The sequence below is a fragment of the Burkholderia sp. Bp9099 genome, assembly GCF_003857805.1.
Lineage (GTDB): Bacteria > Pseudomonadota > Gammaproteobacteria > Burkholderiales > Burkholderiaceae > Burkholderia.
This window is the reverse complement of record NZ_QTPU01000061.1, coordinates 1-12,917: the sequence shown is the minus strand read 5'-3', so window position 1 is coordinate 12,917 and position 12,917 is coordinate 1. Positions and strand designations below refer to the sequence as shown.

Sequence of the window (12,917 nt, the reverse complement as noted above, 5' to 3'; positions counted from 1 at the left end):
ATCGCGGCCGACAGCCCGGCCGGGCCGCCGCCGACGATCACGACGTCGTATTCCATCGATTCGCGCGGGCCGTATTGTTCAATAAGAGAAACGTGGGACATGAACGTACAAGAAGGCAGGGATTAGCGTCCGACTGGCTCGATCGCGATCGAGATCAGGCGGGAGTCGAGTGCGTCGGACTGCAGATCGATTTCTTCGCAGCGACCGTCGAGCCACAGGCCATGCATCGGCAGCAGGGTCTGGGTACTGAGCGACGCGCTGCTGAAGCGCCATTGGCCGGCCGCGCAAATCAGCAGATGCGTCGACGCCGGCGTCACGCGGCGTGAATGCGTCGCCACGCTCACGGTGGCCCGGCAGGCGGCGCGGCGCGTCATCACGTTGAGTACGTGCGTGGGTCGCACGATATCGGTCGTCCACACCGGCAAATCGCCGGGAAAGCATGCTGGCACGATCGGGTGCGCGACGAGATGCCCGTCCTGCGCGCGCAGTTCGACGCTCGCGTTGTCGACCGGCACGAGTATCCGGTCGACGCCCGGAAACTGCGAGAAGCGGGCCGGTCCGTCGAGCGTCGCGAGACTGATACGCCAGTCTACGTTGCCGTCGGCGTCGATGCGGTTGGCGATCGTTCGCGTGACGCCGGCGCCGTTCGCCCAGGCTTCAGGCTCGACTTGCGCGCAATCGACAAACCTGACGGACGGGTAGTGCGATGCCGACGATGCACTCCCGCTGGAGGAACGCGGTGCAGGCACGCGCGGGACGCCGCCCTGCCCGGAATCCGGGTGCGTCATGCGCCACCCCCGGCGTCGATGTGACGTTCGAGGGCAGCCATCACGTCGAACAGGTCCCCCACGAAGCCCACGTCCGCGAACGAGAAGATGGGCGCATCCGGATCCTTGTTGACGGCGACGATCAGCTTCGAATCCTTCATGCCTGCCAGGTGCTGAATGGCCCCGGAGATCCCGAATGCGAGATAGGCGTCGGGGGCGACGGTCTTGCCGGTTTGCCCGACCTGGATCGCGTTCGGTGCGTAGCCGGCATCGACCGCGGCACGTGATGCGCCGAGGGCTGCGCCGACACGCGACGCGAGCGTGCCGAGCCGCGCCATGTTCTCGCTGGACGCGAGCCCACGCCCGCCGGACACGACGATCGGCGCATTCGCGAGATCGATGCCGGCTGTCTGGGCGCCGTTGCGTTCGACGAGCGTGGTCGCGGCGAATGAGGGCGGCGCATCCACGGAATCGATCGGTGCCGGTTCCGCTCGCGCGCCCGCCGCCGCGAACGACGATGCCCGCACGGTCGCAAAGGTCGTCTCGCGTGCGCTTTCGACGGTCGCGACGATGCTTCCCGCATACCAGCCACGCACGAAGCGCCCGTCGTTCGCAATGCCGGTGACGTCCGCGACGAACGCCGCACCGGTGAGCGCCGCGGCCCGCGGCAACGCATTCCGGCCCAGCGTGCGATGGGCGGCCGCGATCAGTGTGTAGCGCGACGCCAGCCCGGCCAGCAGCGCGGCGAGACTTTCTGGCGTGAGGGCGCCGGAAGCGTCTGGCAGATCGGGCCGGAGCACTTGGTCTATGCCGTCGATCAGCGCGGCTTCCGCAGCGGTCGCGGGATCGAGTACCAGCACGTCGACGGGATGCCGGCGTGCCGTTGCGGCAGTCACGACGCGCCGGACCGTATCCGGCAGCGTATGGTCGGCCGTGGTTTCGGCGATGACGAGCGTTCTCATGCGGAGACTCCTGTATGGGCAAAGACGTCGTGTGCCGCGAGCGCGGCGATCAGTGCGTCGATGTCGGCAACGCGGTGACCCGAGCGCTGTACGGTGGGCTCGTCGAGTTGCACTGCGCGCGACGACGGTGCGAGGTCGACTGCGAATCGCGTGGCGGGAACGATTGCGAGCGGCTTCTGCTTGGCCTTGACGATGCTCGGCAGCGTCACGCGTCGCGGTTCGGCCAGGCGCAGGTCGGCGCTCACGACGGCGCGGCCGGTCAGCCGCCAGGTTGCGGTGCCGCTGTCGTCGCCGCATGTGACGCGCCAGCCGTCGCCTTCGGGCGCGAGAGCGGTCGCGTCGAGACCTTGCGGCCAGCCGAGCAGGCCGGCGAGCATGGGCGCGACGCCGCCGGTGTCGTCGTCGATCGCCTGCTTGCCGCAAAGCACGAGGTCGTAAGGCGACGTGCCGAGGTATGCGTGGAGCAACCGTGCGACGCCCAGCGAGTCGAGCGACGCGGCGACGTCGCCGGTGTCGATCAGGATCGCGTCGTCGGCGCCCATGGCCAGGCCGGTGCGCAGCACGTCCTGGCAAGCGGCCGCGCCGCACGTGACGACGCTCACCTGGGCGGCATGGCCTGCCTCGCGCAGGCGCAGCGCCATCTCGAGCGCGCATTCGTCGAACGGGTTGATGGACATCTTGAGGCCGGTCGTCTCGATCGAGCCGGTTGAACCGACCCGCACGCGCACGTTCGGATCGACGACGCGCTTGACGGGCACCAGTATCTTCAGGGGCATGGGAATGTCTCGTCGAAAGGATGAAGATCAGGACACGGCGCCGAGGCCATACTTGCCGGTGAGCAAGGCGCCGGTCGCAAAGCGTTCGAGCGAGTAAGGGGCGAGCGACACGTCGGTCGGCTGTCCGAGCGCATGCTGTGCGAGCAGTTTGCCGATGCCGGGCGACAGCTTGAAGCCGTGGCCCGAGAAACCGAAGCCAACCACGAGTCCGTCGATGTCGCCGACGTTGCCAAGCACCGGGTTCCAGTCGGGGGTCACGTCGTAGACGCCGGTCCACGACGACGCGAGCCCGGCTGTCTCGTAGGCGGGAAAGCGTTCGGCGACCTGCGCACCGACTTCGGCGACGTAATCCAGCGAAATGTCGCCCTGTTCGGTTTCCGGCGCATTCAGCGTCTCGCCGACGACGCCCTCGGAGACCAGCATCTGGCTGCCGCCATAGCTGCGGTAATAGAGCATGCCGGGCGAGCCCAGGTCCTTGAACGCCGGCATCTGGAACGAATATCGTGCGTCGCACTCGAGCGCCAGCACGGTGTGCCGTTCCGGTTTCACGGGTAGCGGGACATCGATCCAGCCGGACAGCTCCGGGGTCCAGATGTTCTGCGTACTGATCAGCGTGCCGCACATGAAGCGGCCGGCACTCGTGTCGACGCCGACGATGCGGCGGCCGTCACGCACGACCCCCGTGACGGTCGTGCCTTCGAGAATCTTCACGCCGCGCCGGCGTGCCGATTTCGCGAAGCTAGTCGCGACGAGATAGGCGTCGGCGAAGCCCGCTTCCGGCTCGAAGCCGATCAGCGCCGCGTCGTCGAACCGTGCGATCGGCAGGCGGGCACGTGCGTCGTCCCGATCGAGCAACTGCACCTCGATGTCCATCGCGCGTTGCGCGTCGAGCGACGCGCGCAGCGGCTCGAGCTTCGCCCCCTCCGGCGCGCAGATCATGTAGCCGCACTTGACGAGCCCGCACGACGCCTCGTCGTCGCCGACGTATTCGGCGAAGTTGTTGAAGGCCGACCACGACGAGCGCGCCAGCTCGACGTTCTGACGGACCGAATAATGCGTGCGCAGCAGGCCGGACGATTGCGACGTGGTGCCGGCGCCGATCATGCCCCGTTCAATGACGAGCACGTTGCGTGCGCCGAGCGACGCAAGATGATGCGCGACCGACGTGCCGATCACGCCGGCACCGATCACGATGAAGTCGAAGTGGCTCATGGCTTCCCTCTGGATGGACGACGTGCCGATTCTAGGGAGCCGCGGTGCCGCCGAATTTTGTATTAGGCAAACTTATGCAACGTGCCCGGAAGTGCTCATCCTGCGTCCGGGCGGGCCGAATCGGCGCACCATGCGTTCCGTATTGCCGGAATGGACGCCGCCGCCACTGGAGCCGCTATGCGACGCACCCTATCGCCTATCGACCTGCGTGCCCTGCAGGCCTTCGTCGCCGTGTGCGAGACCGGTTCGATGACCGCCGCGGCCAGGCGGATCGGGGTCAGCCAGAGCGCGATCAGCCAGGCGATTTCCGCCCTCGAGCGCGAACAGGGGACGGTGCTGTTCGATCGGGACAGCCGCCCGCCGCGCCCCAATCTCGCCGGCCGGGCATTGCTGGAACTGGCCGGCCCGCTGCTCGAGCATGCGCAGATGGTCAGCACGCGCGTCGGCGATGCGTCGGACGCGGGCCGGGTGCCCGTGCGGCTCGGCTGCGTCGACTCGTTCGCGGCGACGGTCGGCCCGGAACTGATTCGCGCGGTGTCGGGCACGTCGCGACAGATTTCGATGTGGTCCGGGATCACGCCGGGTTTGAGCAAGCAATTGCATGACCGGGAGATCGACGTCGCCGTATGTACGCAGACCACGCTCAGCGACGCGCGTATCGTCGAAGTCCCGTTGTTCTCCGAAGCATTCGTCGCGGTCGTCGCGCGCGCGCATCTGGCCGGGCGCCCGCAGGCCGACTGGCGAACGCTGGCCGCGGAACTGCCGTTGATCCGTTACACCGCACGTTCCGTGATCGGCCAGCAGGTCGAGCGATTCGCGCGCCATCTCGGCATTGATAGCCCGAGGCGCTTCGAATTCGACGCGACGGATCCGCTGCTGAGCCTGGTTGCCGCCCGGCTCGGCTTCGCGATCTCGACGCCGCTGTGCCTGTGGCAGGCGCGCCATTACCTCGGCGACGTCGTGGTCGTGCCGCTGCCGGGCGGCCGGCTCGGCCGGCGCGATTTCTTTCTCCTGCACCGACAGGGCGAGTGGGAGGACTTCGTCACGGAGATCATCGAGCTGACGCGCGGCGTGCTCGACCATTCGATCCGGCCGGCGCTCGCGCGCGCCGTGCCGCAGTTACCCGAAGATGCATTGCTTTGATTCGTACGGAGTGCTCGATGAGTGACCTATACACGCTGCAACGCGGCGATGCGCCGCTGCTGATTTCGATTCCGCACCTGGGAACGGCGATACCCGCGCCGTTGCGCGACGCGTACACCGACCGCGCGCTGACACTCGCCGATACCGACTGGCACCTCGACCGACTGTACGCGTTCGCGACCACGCTCGGCGCGACGATGCTCGGTGCGACGGTTTCGCGTTACGTGATCGACCTCAATCGTCCGTCGGACGACGAGAGCCTGTACCCCGGCCAGACGACGACGGGCTTGTGTCCGACCGAAACGTTTCGGGGCGAGCCCGTCTATCGCGAAGGATGCGAACCGGATGCGGCGGAGAAAGGTCGCCGGGTCGACGCATACTGGCAGCCGTACCACATGGCGCTGGCGGCCGAGCTGGCGCGGCTGCGCGAGCGTCACGGGCACGTGCTGCTTTGGGAAGCGCACTCGATCGCGAGCCTGCTGCCGCGGCTGTTCGACGGCAAGCTGCCCGACCTGAACATCGGCACGCAGGACGGCAGGACCGTTGCGCCGTCCGTGCAGGCCGCGGTCGAGCGCGAGGCTGCCGCAAGCCCGTTCACGTGGGTCGCCAACGGTCGCTTCAAGGGCGGCTTCATCACCCGCTCGTCCGGCCGGCCGTCACACGGCGTGCACGCGATCCAGCTGGAGATGTGCCAGTCGACCTACATGGACGAAGCTCTCCCGTTCGCCTACGACACCGAACGCGCGGCCCGCGTGCAGCCGACCGTGCGCCGGATGATCTGCGCGGCGCTGGATGCGCTGGCGGCACTGCCGCGGCTCACAGCATAAGGAACGCTGATACATCTTCGTAATCAGGGTTCCCGTATCAGTGCGACGTTGCACCGAAGTTGGCGTGGCGCTGCACCCGCAGCACGCAGGGAGCGGGTTCTCACCCGCTGACGCACGGGTGCCATCTCGCCCGAAGTGTTTATTCACGGGAATCTTTGATTCCTGTAGATAAACCTGGCACGAGGCTTGCATTATCTCTCGCGACGGGAGGGTCATTCGTCGGCAGGGGGGCCGTAGACGAAGATCGACAGGAACTGGATCGGGGTCTTGATCAGGCGTTCCGGGCCGTGCGGTACGTCGGCGCGGAACGTCAGGGTGTCGCCCGGATGCAGGATGTAGGTCTGCTGACCGTGCCGGTATTCGATCACGCCCTTGAGCATGTGGATGAACTCGGTGCCGGGATGCTCGAAGACGGGAAAGCGTTCCGCCTGGTCCTCCATCGTGATCAGGAACGGCTCGAAGGTTTTACGCGGACCCTGGTCGTAGGCGAGCAGATGGTAGGTGTGGCCGCTTTTCGTGCCTTTCCGGACGACTTCCATGCCAGCGCCCTTCTTCACGAGCTGGGCGCCGCCCTGCGGGACGTCGAAGTTGCGGAACAGCACGGCCATGGAGACGCCGAGCGCCTGGGCAATGCGGTGGAGTACGTCGAGACCGGTCGAGGTCTGTGCGTTTTCGATCTTCGACAGCATGCCGCGGCTGATGCCGGCCTGTTCGGCGACCTGGGCGATGGTCAGGCCGTGGCTCTGGCGAAGCTCGCGGATGGTCGACCCGAGATAGCGTTCGAGCGGGGTCTTGCTGTCGTCAGCGGTATGCATCGTCGACCTCGGCAAAAGGGGCAAGGGTAGCAGATTGCGGCGTGCGCGCCGGCACGGTCGGGACCGCCGGCGTGCGCACCGCAAGTTTCATATAGGGAATTATTGTTTCACAACAATAAATCCCTTCGCATGCAGAAGGCGTGATCGCAGCGTACCGGACGCGGTGCTTGCCTCATGTCGCGCAATTGGGCCGCTCGCCAGCCGGGCGGATTCCACAAACCAGTGAACGCAGCAGTTGCAAGGAGAGACGATGAACCTGAACGATGCGAGCCCGTTGCCAGTCAACGCACTCGGAAGCGTACCGCGCTTCGATTCGGTGGACGAAGCGCAGACATACCTTGCGCAACACGGTGTGAAATATGTGCTCGCGCAATTCGTCGACATTCACGGCGTGGCCAAGGCGAAATCGGTGCCGGTCGCGCATCTGGGCAGCGTGCTGACCGCGGGCGCGGGTTTCGCGGGCTTTGCGATCTGGGGTGTCGGCATCGAGCCGAACGGGCCGGACTACATGGCGGTCGGCGATCTCGCGACGCTGACGCCGGTGCCGTGGCAGTCCGGGCTCGCGCGCATCGCGTGCGACGGTCACGTCGACGGCGTACCGTGGGCGTTCGATTCACGCGTGACGCTGAAGAAGCAGGTTGCCCGCCTGACCGAGCGCGGATGGACGCTTTTTACGGGCCTCGAGCCCGAATTTTCGCTGCTGAAGCGCTCCGCGTCGGGCACGCTCGAGCCTTGCGATCCGAGCGATACGCTGGCGAAGCCCTGCTACGACTACAAGGGGCTGTCCCGCACGCGCGTGTTCCTGGAAAAGCTCACCGAATCGCTGCGCGCGGTCGGCATCGACGTCTACCAGATCGACCACGAGGACGCGAACGGGCAGTTCGAGATCAACTACACGTATACCGACTGCCTGACGTCGTGCGATCACTACGTGTTCTTCAAGATGGCCGCGTCAGAAATCGCGAACGAGCTCGGAATGATCTGTTCGTTCATGCCGAAACCGTTCGCGAACCGCCCGGGCAACGGCATGCACATGCACATGTCGATCGGCGACGGCAAGCGCAACCTGTTCGCCGACGCCGACGATACGCTCGGCATGGGCCTGTCGGCACTCGGCTACCGGTTCACGGCGGGCCTTCTCGCGCATGCGTCCGCGCTGGCGGCGCTCTGCAACCCGACGGTGAACTCGTACAAGCGCCTCGTCGTCGGGCGCTCGCTGACCGGCGCGACCTGGGCGCCGGCCTACATCAGCTACGGCGACAACAATCGCTCGACCATGGTGCGGATGCCAGGCGGCCGGATCGAACTGCGTCTGCCGGACGGCGCATGCAACCCGTATCTCGCGACGGCGGCCGTGATCGCCGCCGGGCTCGACGGCATCGACCGCGACCTGTCGCCGGGTGCGCCGGCGAACGAGAACCTGTACGAGTGGCCTGCGCAGAAACTTCGCGACCACGGCATCGGCGTGCTGCCGCAAAACCTTGGCGAGGCGCTCGACGCGCTCGAGGCCGACCGGACGATCTGCGATGCGCTCGGGCCGGTGGTCGACGAGTTCATCAAGCTCAAGCGAATGGAATGGCTGGAATACATGCGCCACGTATCGGACTGGGAAATCAAGCAGTACGTCGAATTTTTCTGAGGAGCAGGCAACATGTGTGGAATCGTAGGATTGCTGGTCAAGACGCCGGCGTTGCGCGACCGGCTCGGCGAGCTGATGGTGCCGATGCTGATCGGCATGACCGAACGTGGCCCGGATTCGGCCGGTCTCGCGGTGTTCGGCGACGCGGTCGAGCCGAACCAGCGCAAGCTGAGCCTGTACTCGGGCTTTACGGATGAAGGCGAGCATTTTCCGTGGGACGTGCTGCTCGATCGGCTGAAGGCGTCCGTCGACGCCGCGGCGCGTGTCGATGCGAAGGGAAACCACGCGGTGCTGACCGTCCACGCGCAGGCCGACACGGTCAGGCACTGGCTGAACGAGCATTACCCGCGCGTGTACCTGCTGTCGGCCGGGCGCTCGATCGACCTGTACAAGGACATCGGCCTGCCCGCGGAGATCGCCGCGCGTTACGCGTTCGGCGGCCTCAAGGGCTCTCACCTGGTCGGCCATACGCGGATGGCGACCGAGTCCGCGGTGACGCCGGATCGCGCACATCCGTTTACGGCCGGCGAGGACTTCTGCCTGGTCCACAACGGCTCGCTGTCGAACCCTTATGGCGTGCGCCGGAAGCTGGAGCCGAAGGGCATTCATTTCGATACCGACAACGACACGGAAGCGGCGTGCCGCTTCCTCGAATGGCGACTGCGCGAGGGCGACACGCTGCCGGTCGCACTGCAGAAGGGCTTCGAGGAGCTCGATGGCTTCTACACGTTCCTGATGGGGACGCCCACCGAGCTGGCGCTGATTCGCGACCCGTTCGCATGCAAGCCGGCCGTCGTCGCCGAGAACGACGACTATGTCGCGATCGCGTCGGAATTTCGCTCGCTCGCGCATCTGCCGGACATCAGGAACGCCAAGGTATTCGAACCCGCACCCGAGGAGATGTACGTATGGAACGCATGACATTCGACCTTGAGCACGCAACCGTCAGGGACGTCAACCAGTACCTGCACGGCAGCGCGGACGTGCTCGACGGGCAGGCGATCGTCGTGGCCTCGCCGAACGGTGCGCACAACATCGCGGTCGGCGTGGACGCCGACGTGACCGTGACGATCGATGGCCACGCCGGCTATTACGCCGGCGGCATGAACCAGCGCGCGACGATCGTCATCGAGGGCAGCGCCGGGACCGGCGTCGCGGAAAACATGATGAGCGGCAAGGTGCACGTGAAGGGTTTCGCGTCGAACGGCGCGGGTGCCTCCGCGCACGGCGGGCTGCTCGTGATCGATGGCGATGCCGGGTTGCGTTGCGGCATCTCGCTGAAAGGCGGCGACATCGTCGTCGGCGGGTCGGTCGGCAGTTTCTCCGCATTCATGGCCCAGGCGGGCCGGATGGTGATTTGCGGCGACGCGGGCGACGCACTGGGCGATTCGCTCTACGAAGCGGTGCTCTACGTGAAGGGTGAAGTGAAGTCGCTCGGCGCGGACGCGCAGTTCGAGCCGATGGCCGACGCGGACTTCAGTGCCGTCGCGGCGCTGCTCGATGCGGCCGGGCTCGACCACGATCCGCGCGCGTTCAGGCGCATCGCTTCGGCCCGCACGCTCTACCACTGGAACGCCGACGCGAACCAGGAATATTGAATCCACGCTCCATCGAGGCAACGCCATGGAAGTCAAACCCATTCATTTCGCCCGCTTGCAGCAGGAAGAGTCATACGGCTACGACCGCAAGACGATCGACTACATCCACACGGCCGCCCAACGCGGCCTGTACGAGATTCGCGGCCTCGGGGCGAAGCGTCACGTACCGCACTTCGACGATCTGCTGTTCCTCGGTGCTTCGCTGTCGCGCTACCCGCTCGAAGGCTATCGCGAGAAATGCACGACGCAGACCGTGCTCGGCACGCGCTTCGCGAAGAAGCCCGTCGTGCTCGACATCCCGATCACCGTGGCCGGGATGAGCTTCGGCGCGCTATCGGCGAACGTCAAGGAAGCGCTGGGCCGCGCGGCGACGGCGGCCGGCACGTCGACGACGACCGGCGACGGCGGGATGACGCAGGAGGAGCGCCGTTCGTCGAAGACGCTCGTCTACCAGTGCCTGCCGTCGCGCTACGGCTTCAATCCCGACGACGTGCGCCGCGCCGATGCGATCGAGGTCGTGATCGGGCAGGGTGCGAAGCCGGGCGGCGGCGGCATGCTGCTCGGACAGAAGGTCAATCCGCGCGTGGCGTCGATGCGCACGCTCCCGGCGGGCGTCGACCAGCGCTCGGCGAGCCGCCATCCGGACTGGACCGGCCCGGACGATCTCGCGATCAAGATCCAGGAACTGCGCGAGATCACCGACTGGGAAAAGCCGATCTACGTGAAGGTCGGGGCAACGCGCACGTTCAACGACGTGAAGCTCGCGGTGCATGCGGGCGCGGATGTCGTCGTGGTCGACGGGATGCAGGGCGGCACGGCGGCAACCCAGACCTGCTTCATCGAGAACGTGGGCATTCCGACGCTGGCGGCGGTCCGTCAGGCCGTCGCCGCGCTCGAGGACCTGAACATGAAGGGGCAGGTTCAACTGATCGTGTCGGGCGGCATTCGCACCGGTGCGGACGTCGCCAAGGCGCTCGCGCTCGGCGCGGATGCCGTCGCGATCGGCCAGGGGGTGCTGATGGCGCTCGGCTGCAACAGCGAATCGTACTTCCAGGACGGCATGCTGCATTCGGCTGCGGCAGATTACGCGGCGCTGCATACGTCGCCGGGTTTCTGCCACCACTGTCATACCGGCAAGTGCCCGGTGGGCGTGACGACACAGGACGCGGTGCTCGAAAAGCGTCTCGAGCCGGAAGAGGGCGCGCGTCGTGTGCGCAATTACCTGAAGACGCTGAACATGGAGCTGACCACCATCGCGCGCGCCTGCGGCAAGCAGAACGTTCATCACCTGGAGCCGGAAGATCTCGTCGCGCTGACGGTCGAAGCGGCCGCGATGGCGCGCGTGCCGCTGGCCGGCACGTCGTGGATTCCGGGCGAGCGGTCATGACCGCGGTGTGACGGTGCGCGCGACATGGCGCCGCGCAGTAGCGGGCGGCGTCATGTCGTCGGTCGCTTCAGACGCCGCGACCCGCTCGGTGCCTCCGTGCGGTGTCGCGGTCATTCCCGATTTTGCTGGTTCGTCATCGGTTATCGCGTGCATCGCGGGGCGGTGCGTGCCTTGCTTCGAGGAAACGACATGAAAAAGACGATTGGCTGGATTCTGTGCGCGTGGCTCGCATTGCTGGCGCTACCCGTGTTCGCGGATGACAAGGTGGCGGCGGTGCCGGTGCCGAACAAGGGCGACACCGCGTGGATGATCGTCGCGACGCTGCTCGTCGTGATGATGGCGGCACCCGGGCTCGGCCTTTTCTACGGCGGAATGGTGCGGGCGAAGAACATGCTGTCGATCCTGATGCAGACGCTCGTGGTGTTCTGCCTGCTCGGCGTTCTGTGGGCGGTATACGGTTACAGCATCGCGTTCACCGAAGGCAACGCGTTCTTCGGCGGGCTCTCGAAGGCGTTCCTGGTCGGCATCACGCCGGATTCGACCGCCGCGACCTTCAGCAAGGGCGTCGTCATTCCGGAGTTCATCTACGTGTCGTTCCAGCTGACGTTCGCCGCGATCACGCCCGCGCTGATCGTGGGGGGCATCGCCGAACGCGCGAAATTCTCCGCGGTGCTGGCGTTCATGGTGCTGTGGTTCACCTTCTCGTACCTGCCGATTGCGCACATGGTCTGGTACTGGGCGGGCCCGGACGCTTACACGAGCGCCGCGGCGGCCGACAAGGCCGGCGCGACGGCCGGCTTCTTGTTCCAGAAGGGCGCGATCGATTTCGCAGGCGGCACCGTGGTGCATATCAATGCAGGCATCGCGGCGCTGGTCGGCGCGATCATGATCGGCAAGCGGGCGGGGTTCGGCAGGGAGACGATGGCGCCGCACAATCTGACGATGACGATGATCGGCGGGTCGCTGCTGTGGGTCGGCTGGTTCGGATTCAATGTGGGCTCCGCGCTCGAGGCAAGCGGCGCGGCGACGCTCGCATTCGTCACGACGCTTTTGGCAACCTGTGCGGCGACGGTGTCGTGGACCTTCGTCGAATGGTCGCTGAAGAAGAAGCCGTCCATGCTCGGCGCGGTGTCCGGCGCGATCGCGGGGCTGGTCGTGATCACCCCGGCATGTGGGTTCGTCGGGCCGATGGGCGCGATCGCGATGGGGTTGATCGCGGGCATCGTCTGCTATTGGGGCGTCAACGGGCTCAAGCGCCTTCTCGGTGTCGACGATTCGCTCGACGTATTCGGCGTCCACTGCATCGGCGGCATCGCGGGTGCGCTGCTCACCGGGGTATTCGCGTCGCCGTCGCTGGGCGGAACCGGGATCTACGACTACGTGGGGAACAAGGTCGCCGACTACCACATCGGCGAGCAACTGATTGCGCAGTGCTGGGGCGTCGGGACCTCGCTCGTGTGGTCGGCGGTCGTGTCGGTTGCCGCATTCAAGCTGGTCGACATGACGATCGGTCTGCGTGTCGACGGTGAGCGCGAACGTGAGGGTCTCGACGTCAGTTCGCACGGGGAGACGGCTTACCATTCGTGACGATCGCGTAGCCGCAAGCGCGCATTGTGCGCCGGTTCGCCGCCCCTATCCGGGGCGGTTGAACTGCATCGGTTGTCAAACGGGGCGGCGGGATCGATTAAGGGAGAGCATCGACGGATGACTGAATTCGGCGGTGGATTCAACCGGTCGATGCAACACACTAGACGCTGCGTAAGCAGTGGAGGTGTTGCAAATGAAACAGCG

At 66.3% G+C, this 12,917-nt stretch carries 12 protein-coding genes; 7 read left to right on the top strand and 5 right to left on the bottom strand.

Annotated elements, in window-relative coordinates; all coding sequences use genetic code 11:
* Positions 1-122: 122 nt before the first annotated feature.
* Genes DIE17_RS36370 through DIE17_RS36355 form a run of 4 tightly spaced genes read right to left on the bottom strand, consistent with a single transcriptional unit; the run spans position 123 to position 3,717 of the window.
* Positions 123-788 carry a HutD family protein gene (locus DIE17_RS36370; protein WP_124921817.1) on the bottom strand — a complete coding sequence of 222 codons (666 nt, stop codon included), beginning with the start codon at positions 786-788 and terminating at the stop codon, positions 123-125.
* Entirely contained in the window at positions 785-1,729 is a 945-nt protein-coding gene (locus tag DIE17_RS36365; RefSeq protein ID WP_124921816.1) for an electron transfer flavoprotein subunit alpha/FixB family protein, read from the bottom strand. Before DIE17_RS36365 ends, DIE17_RS36370 begins: the two co-directional genes overlap by 4 nt.
* Complete coding sequence (locus DIE17_RS36360) at positions 1,726-2,505, bottom strand: electron transfer flavoprotein subunit beta/FixA family protein (protein WP_124921815.1); 780 nt, start codon at positions 2,503-2,505, stop codon at positions 1,726-1,728. Before DIE17_RS36360 ends, DIE17_RS36365 begins: the two co-directional genes overlap by 4 nt.
* 27 nt (positions 2,506-2,532) lie before the next feature.
* The gene (locus DIE17_RS36355; protein WP_124921814.1) at positions 2,533-3,717 is read right to left on the bottom strand and encodes an NAD(P)/FAD-dependent oxidoreductase; all 1,185 of its coding nucleotides are present in this window, start codon (positions 3,715-3,717) and stop codon (positions 2,533-2,535) included.
* Between the two features lie 177 nt (positions 3,718-3,894).
* Between DIE17_RS36355 and DIE17_RS36350 the strand changes: the two genes are divergently transcribed.
* Positions 3,895-4,860, top strand: coding sequence for a LysR family transcriptional regulator (locus DIE17_RS36350; RefSeq protein ID WP_124921813.1), 966 nt, complete (start codon positions 3,895-3,897; stop codon positions 4,858-4,860).
* 17 nt (positions 4,861-4,877) lie between these two features.
* Positions 4,878-5,687, top strand: coding sequence for an N-formylglutamate deformylase (gene hutG / locus DIE17_RS36345; protein ID WP_124921812.1), 810 nt, complete (start codon positions 4,878-4,880; stop codon positions 5,685-5,687).
* A gap of 212 nt (positions 5,688-5,899) precedes the next feature.
* Here hutG and DIE17_RS36340 read toward each other — a convergent pair whose 3' ends face one another.
* A complete protein-coding gene (locus DIE17_RS36340; RefSeq protein ID WP_124488097.1) occupies positions 5,900-6,502 on the bottom strand; it encodes a helix-turn-helix domain-containing protein in 603 nt (200 codons plus the stop codon).
* A 250-nt stretch (positions 6,503-6,752) separates the two neighbouring features.
* Between DIE17_RS36340 and glnT the strand changes: the two genes are divergently transcribed.
* From glnT to DIE17_RS36315, 5 genes are all read left to right on the top strand, one after another.
* Positions 6,753-8,141, top strand: a complete 1,389-nt coding sequence (gene glnT, locus DIE17_RS36335) for a type III glutamate--ammonia ligase (protein WP_185715754.1) — start codon at positions 6,753-6,755, stop codon at positions 8,139-8,141.
* Positions 8,142-8,153: 12 nt separating this feature from the next.
* Positions 8,154-9,062, top strand: coding sequence for a class II glutamine amidotransferase (locus DIE17_RS36330; protein WP_034191062.1), 909 nt, complete (start codon positions 8,154-8,156; stop codon positions 9,060-9,062).
* Positions 9,050-9,739 carry a protein glxC gene (locus DIE17_RS36325; protein ID WP_124521265.1) on the top strand — a complete coding sequence of 230 codons (690 nt, stop codon included), beginning with the start codon at positions 9,050-9,052 and terminating at the stop codon, positions 9,737-9,739. Before DIE17_RS36330 ends, DIE17_RS36325 begins: the two co-directional genes overlap by 13 nt.
* A 25-nt stretch (positions 9,740-9,764) precedes the next feature.
* Complete coding sequence (locus DIE17_RS36320) at positions 9,765-11,126, top strand: FMN-binding glutamate synthase family protein (protein WP_034191060.1); 1,362 nt, start codon at positions 9,765-9,767, stop codon at positions 11,124-11,126.
* 189 nt (positions 11,127-11,315) lie between these two features.
* Complete coding sequence (locus DIE17_RS36315) at positions 11,316-12,713, top strand: ammonium transporter (RefSeq protein WP_124488094.1); 1,398 nt, start codon at positions 11,316-11,318, stop codon at positions 12,711-12,713.
* Positions 12,714-12,917: the final 204 nt, after the last annotated feature.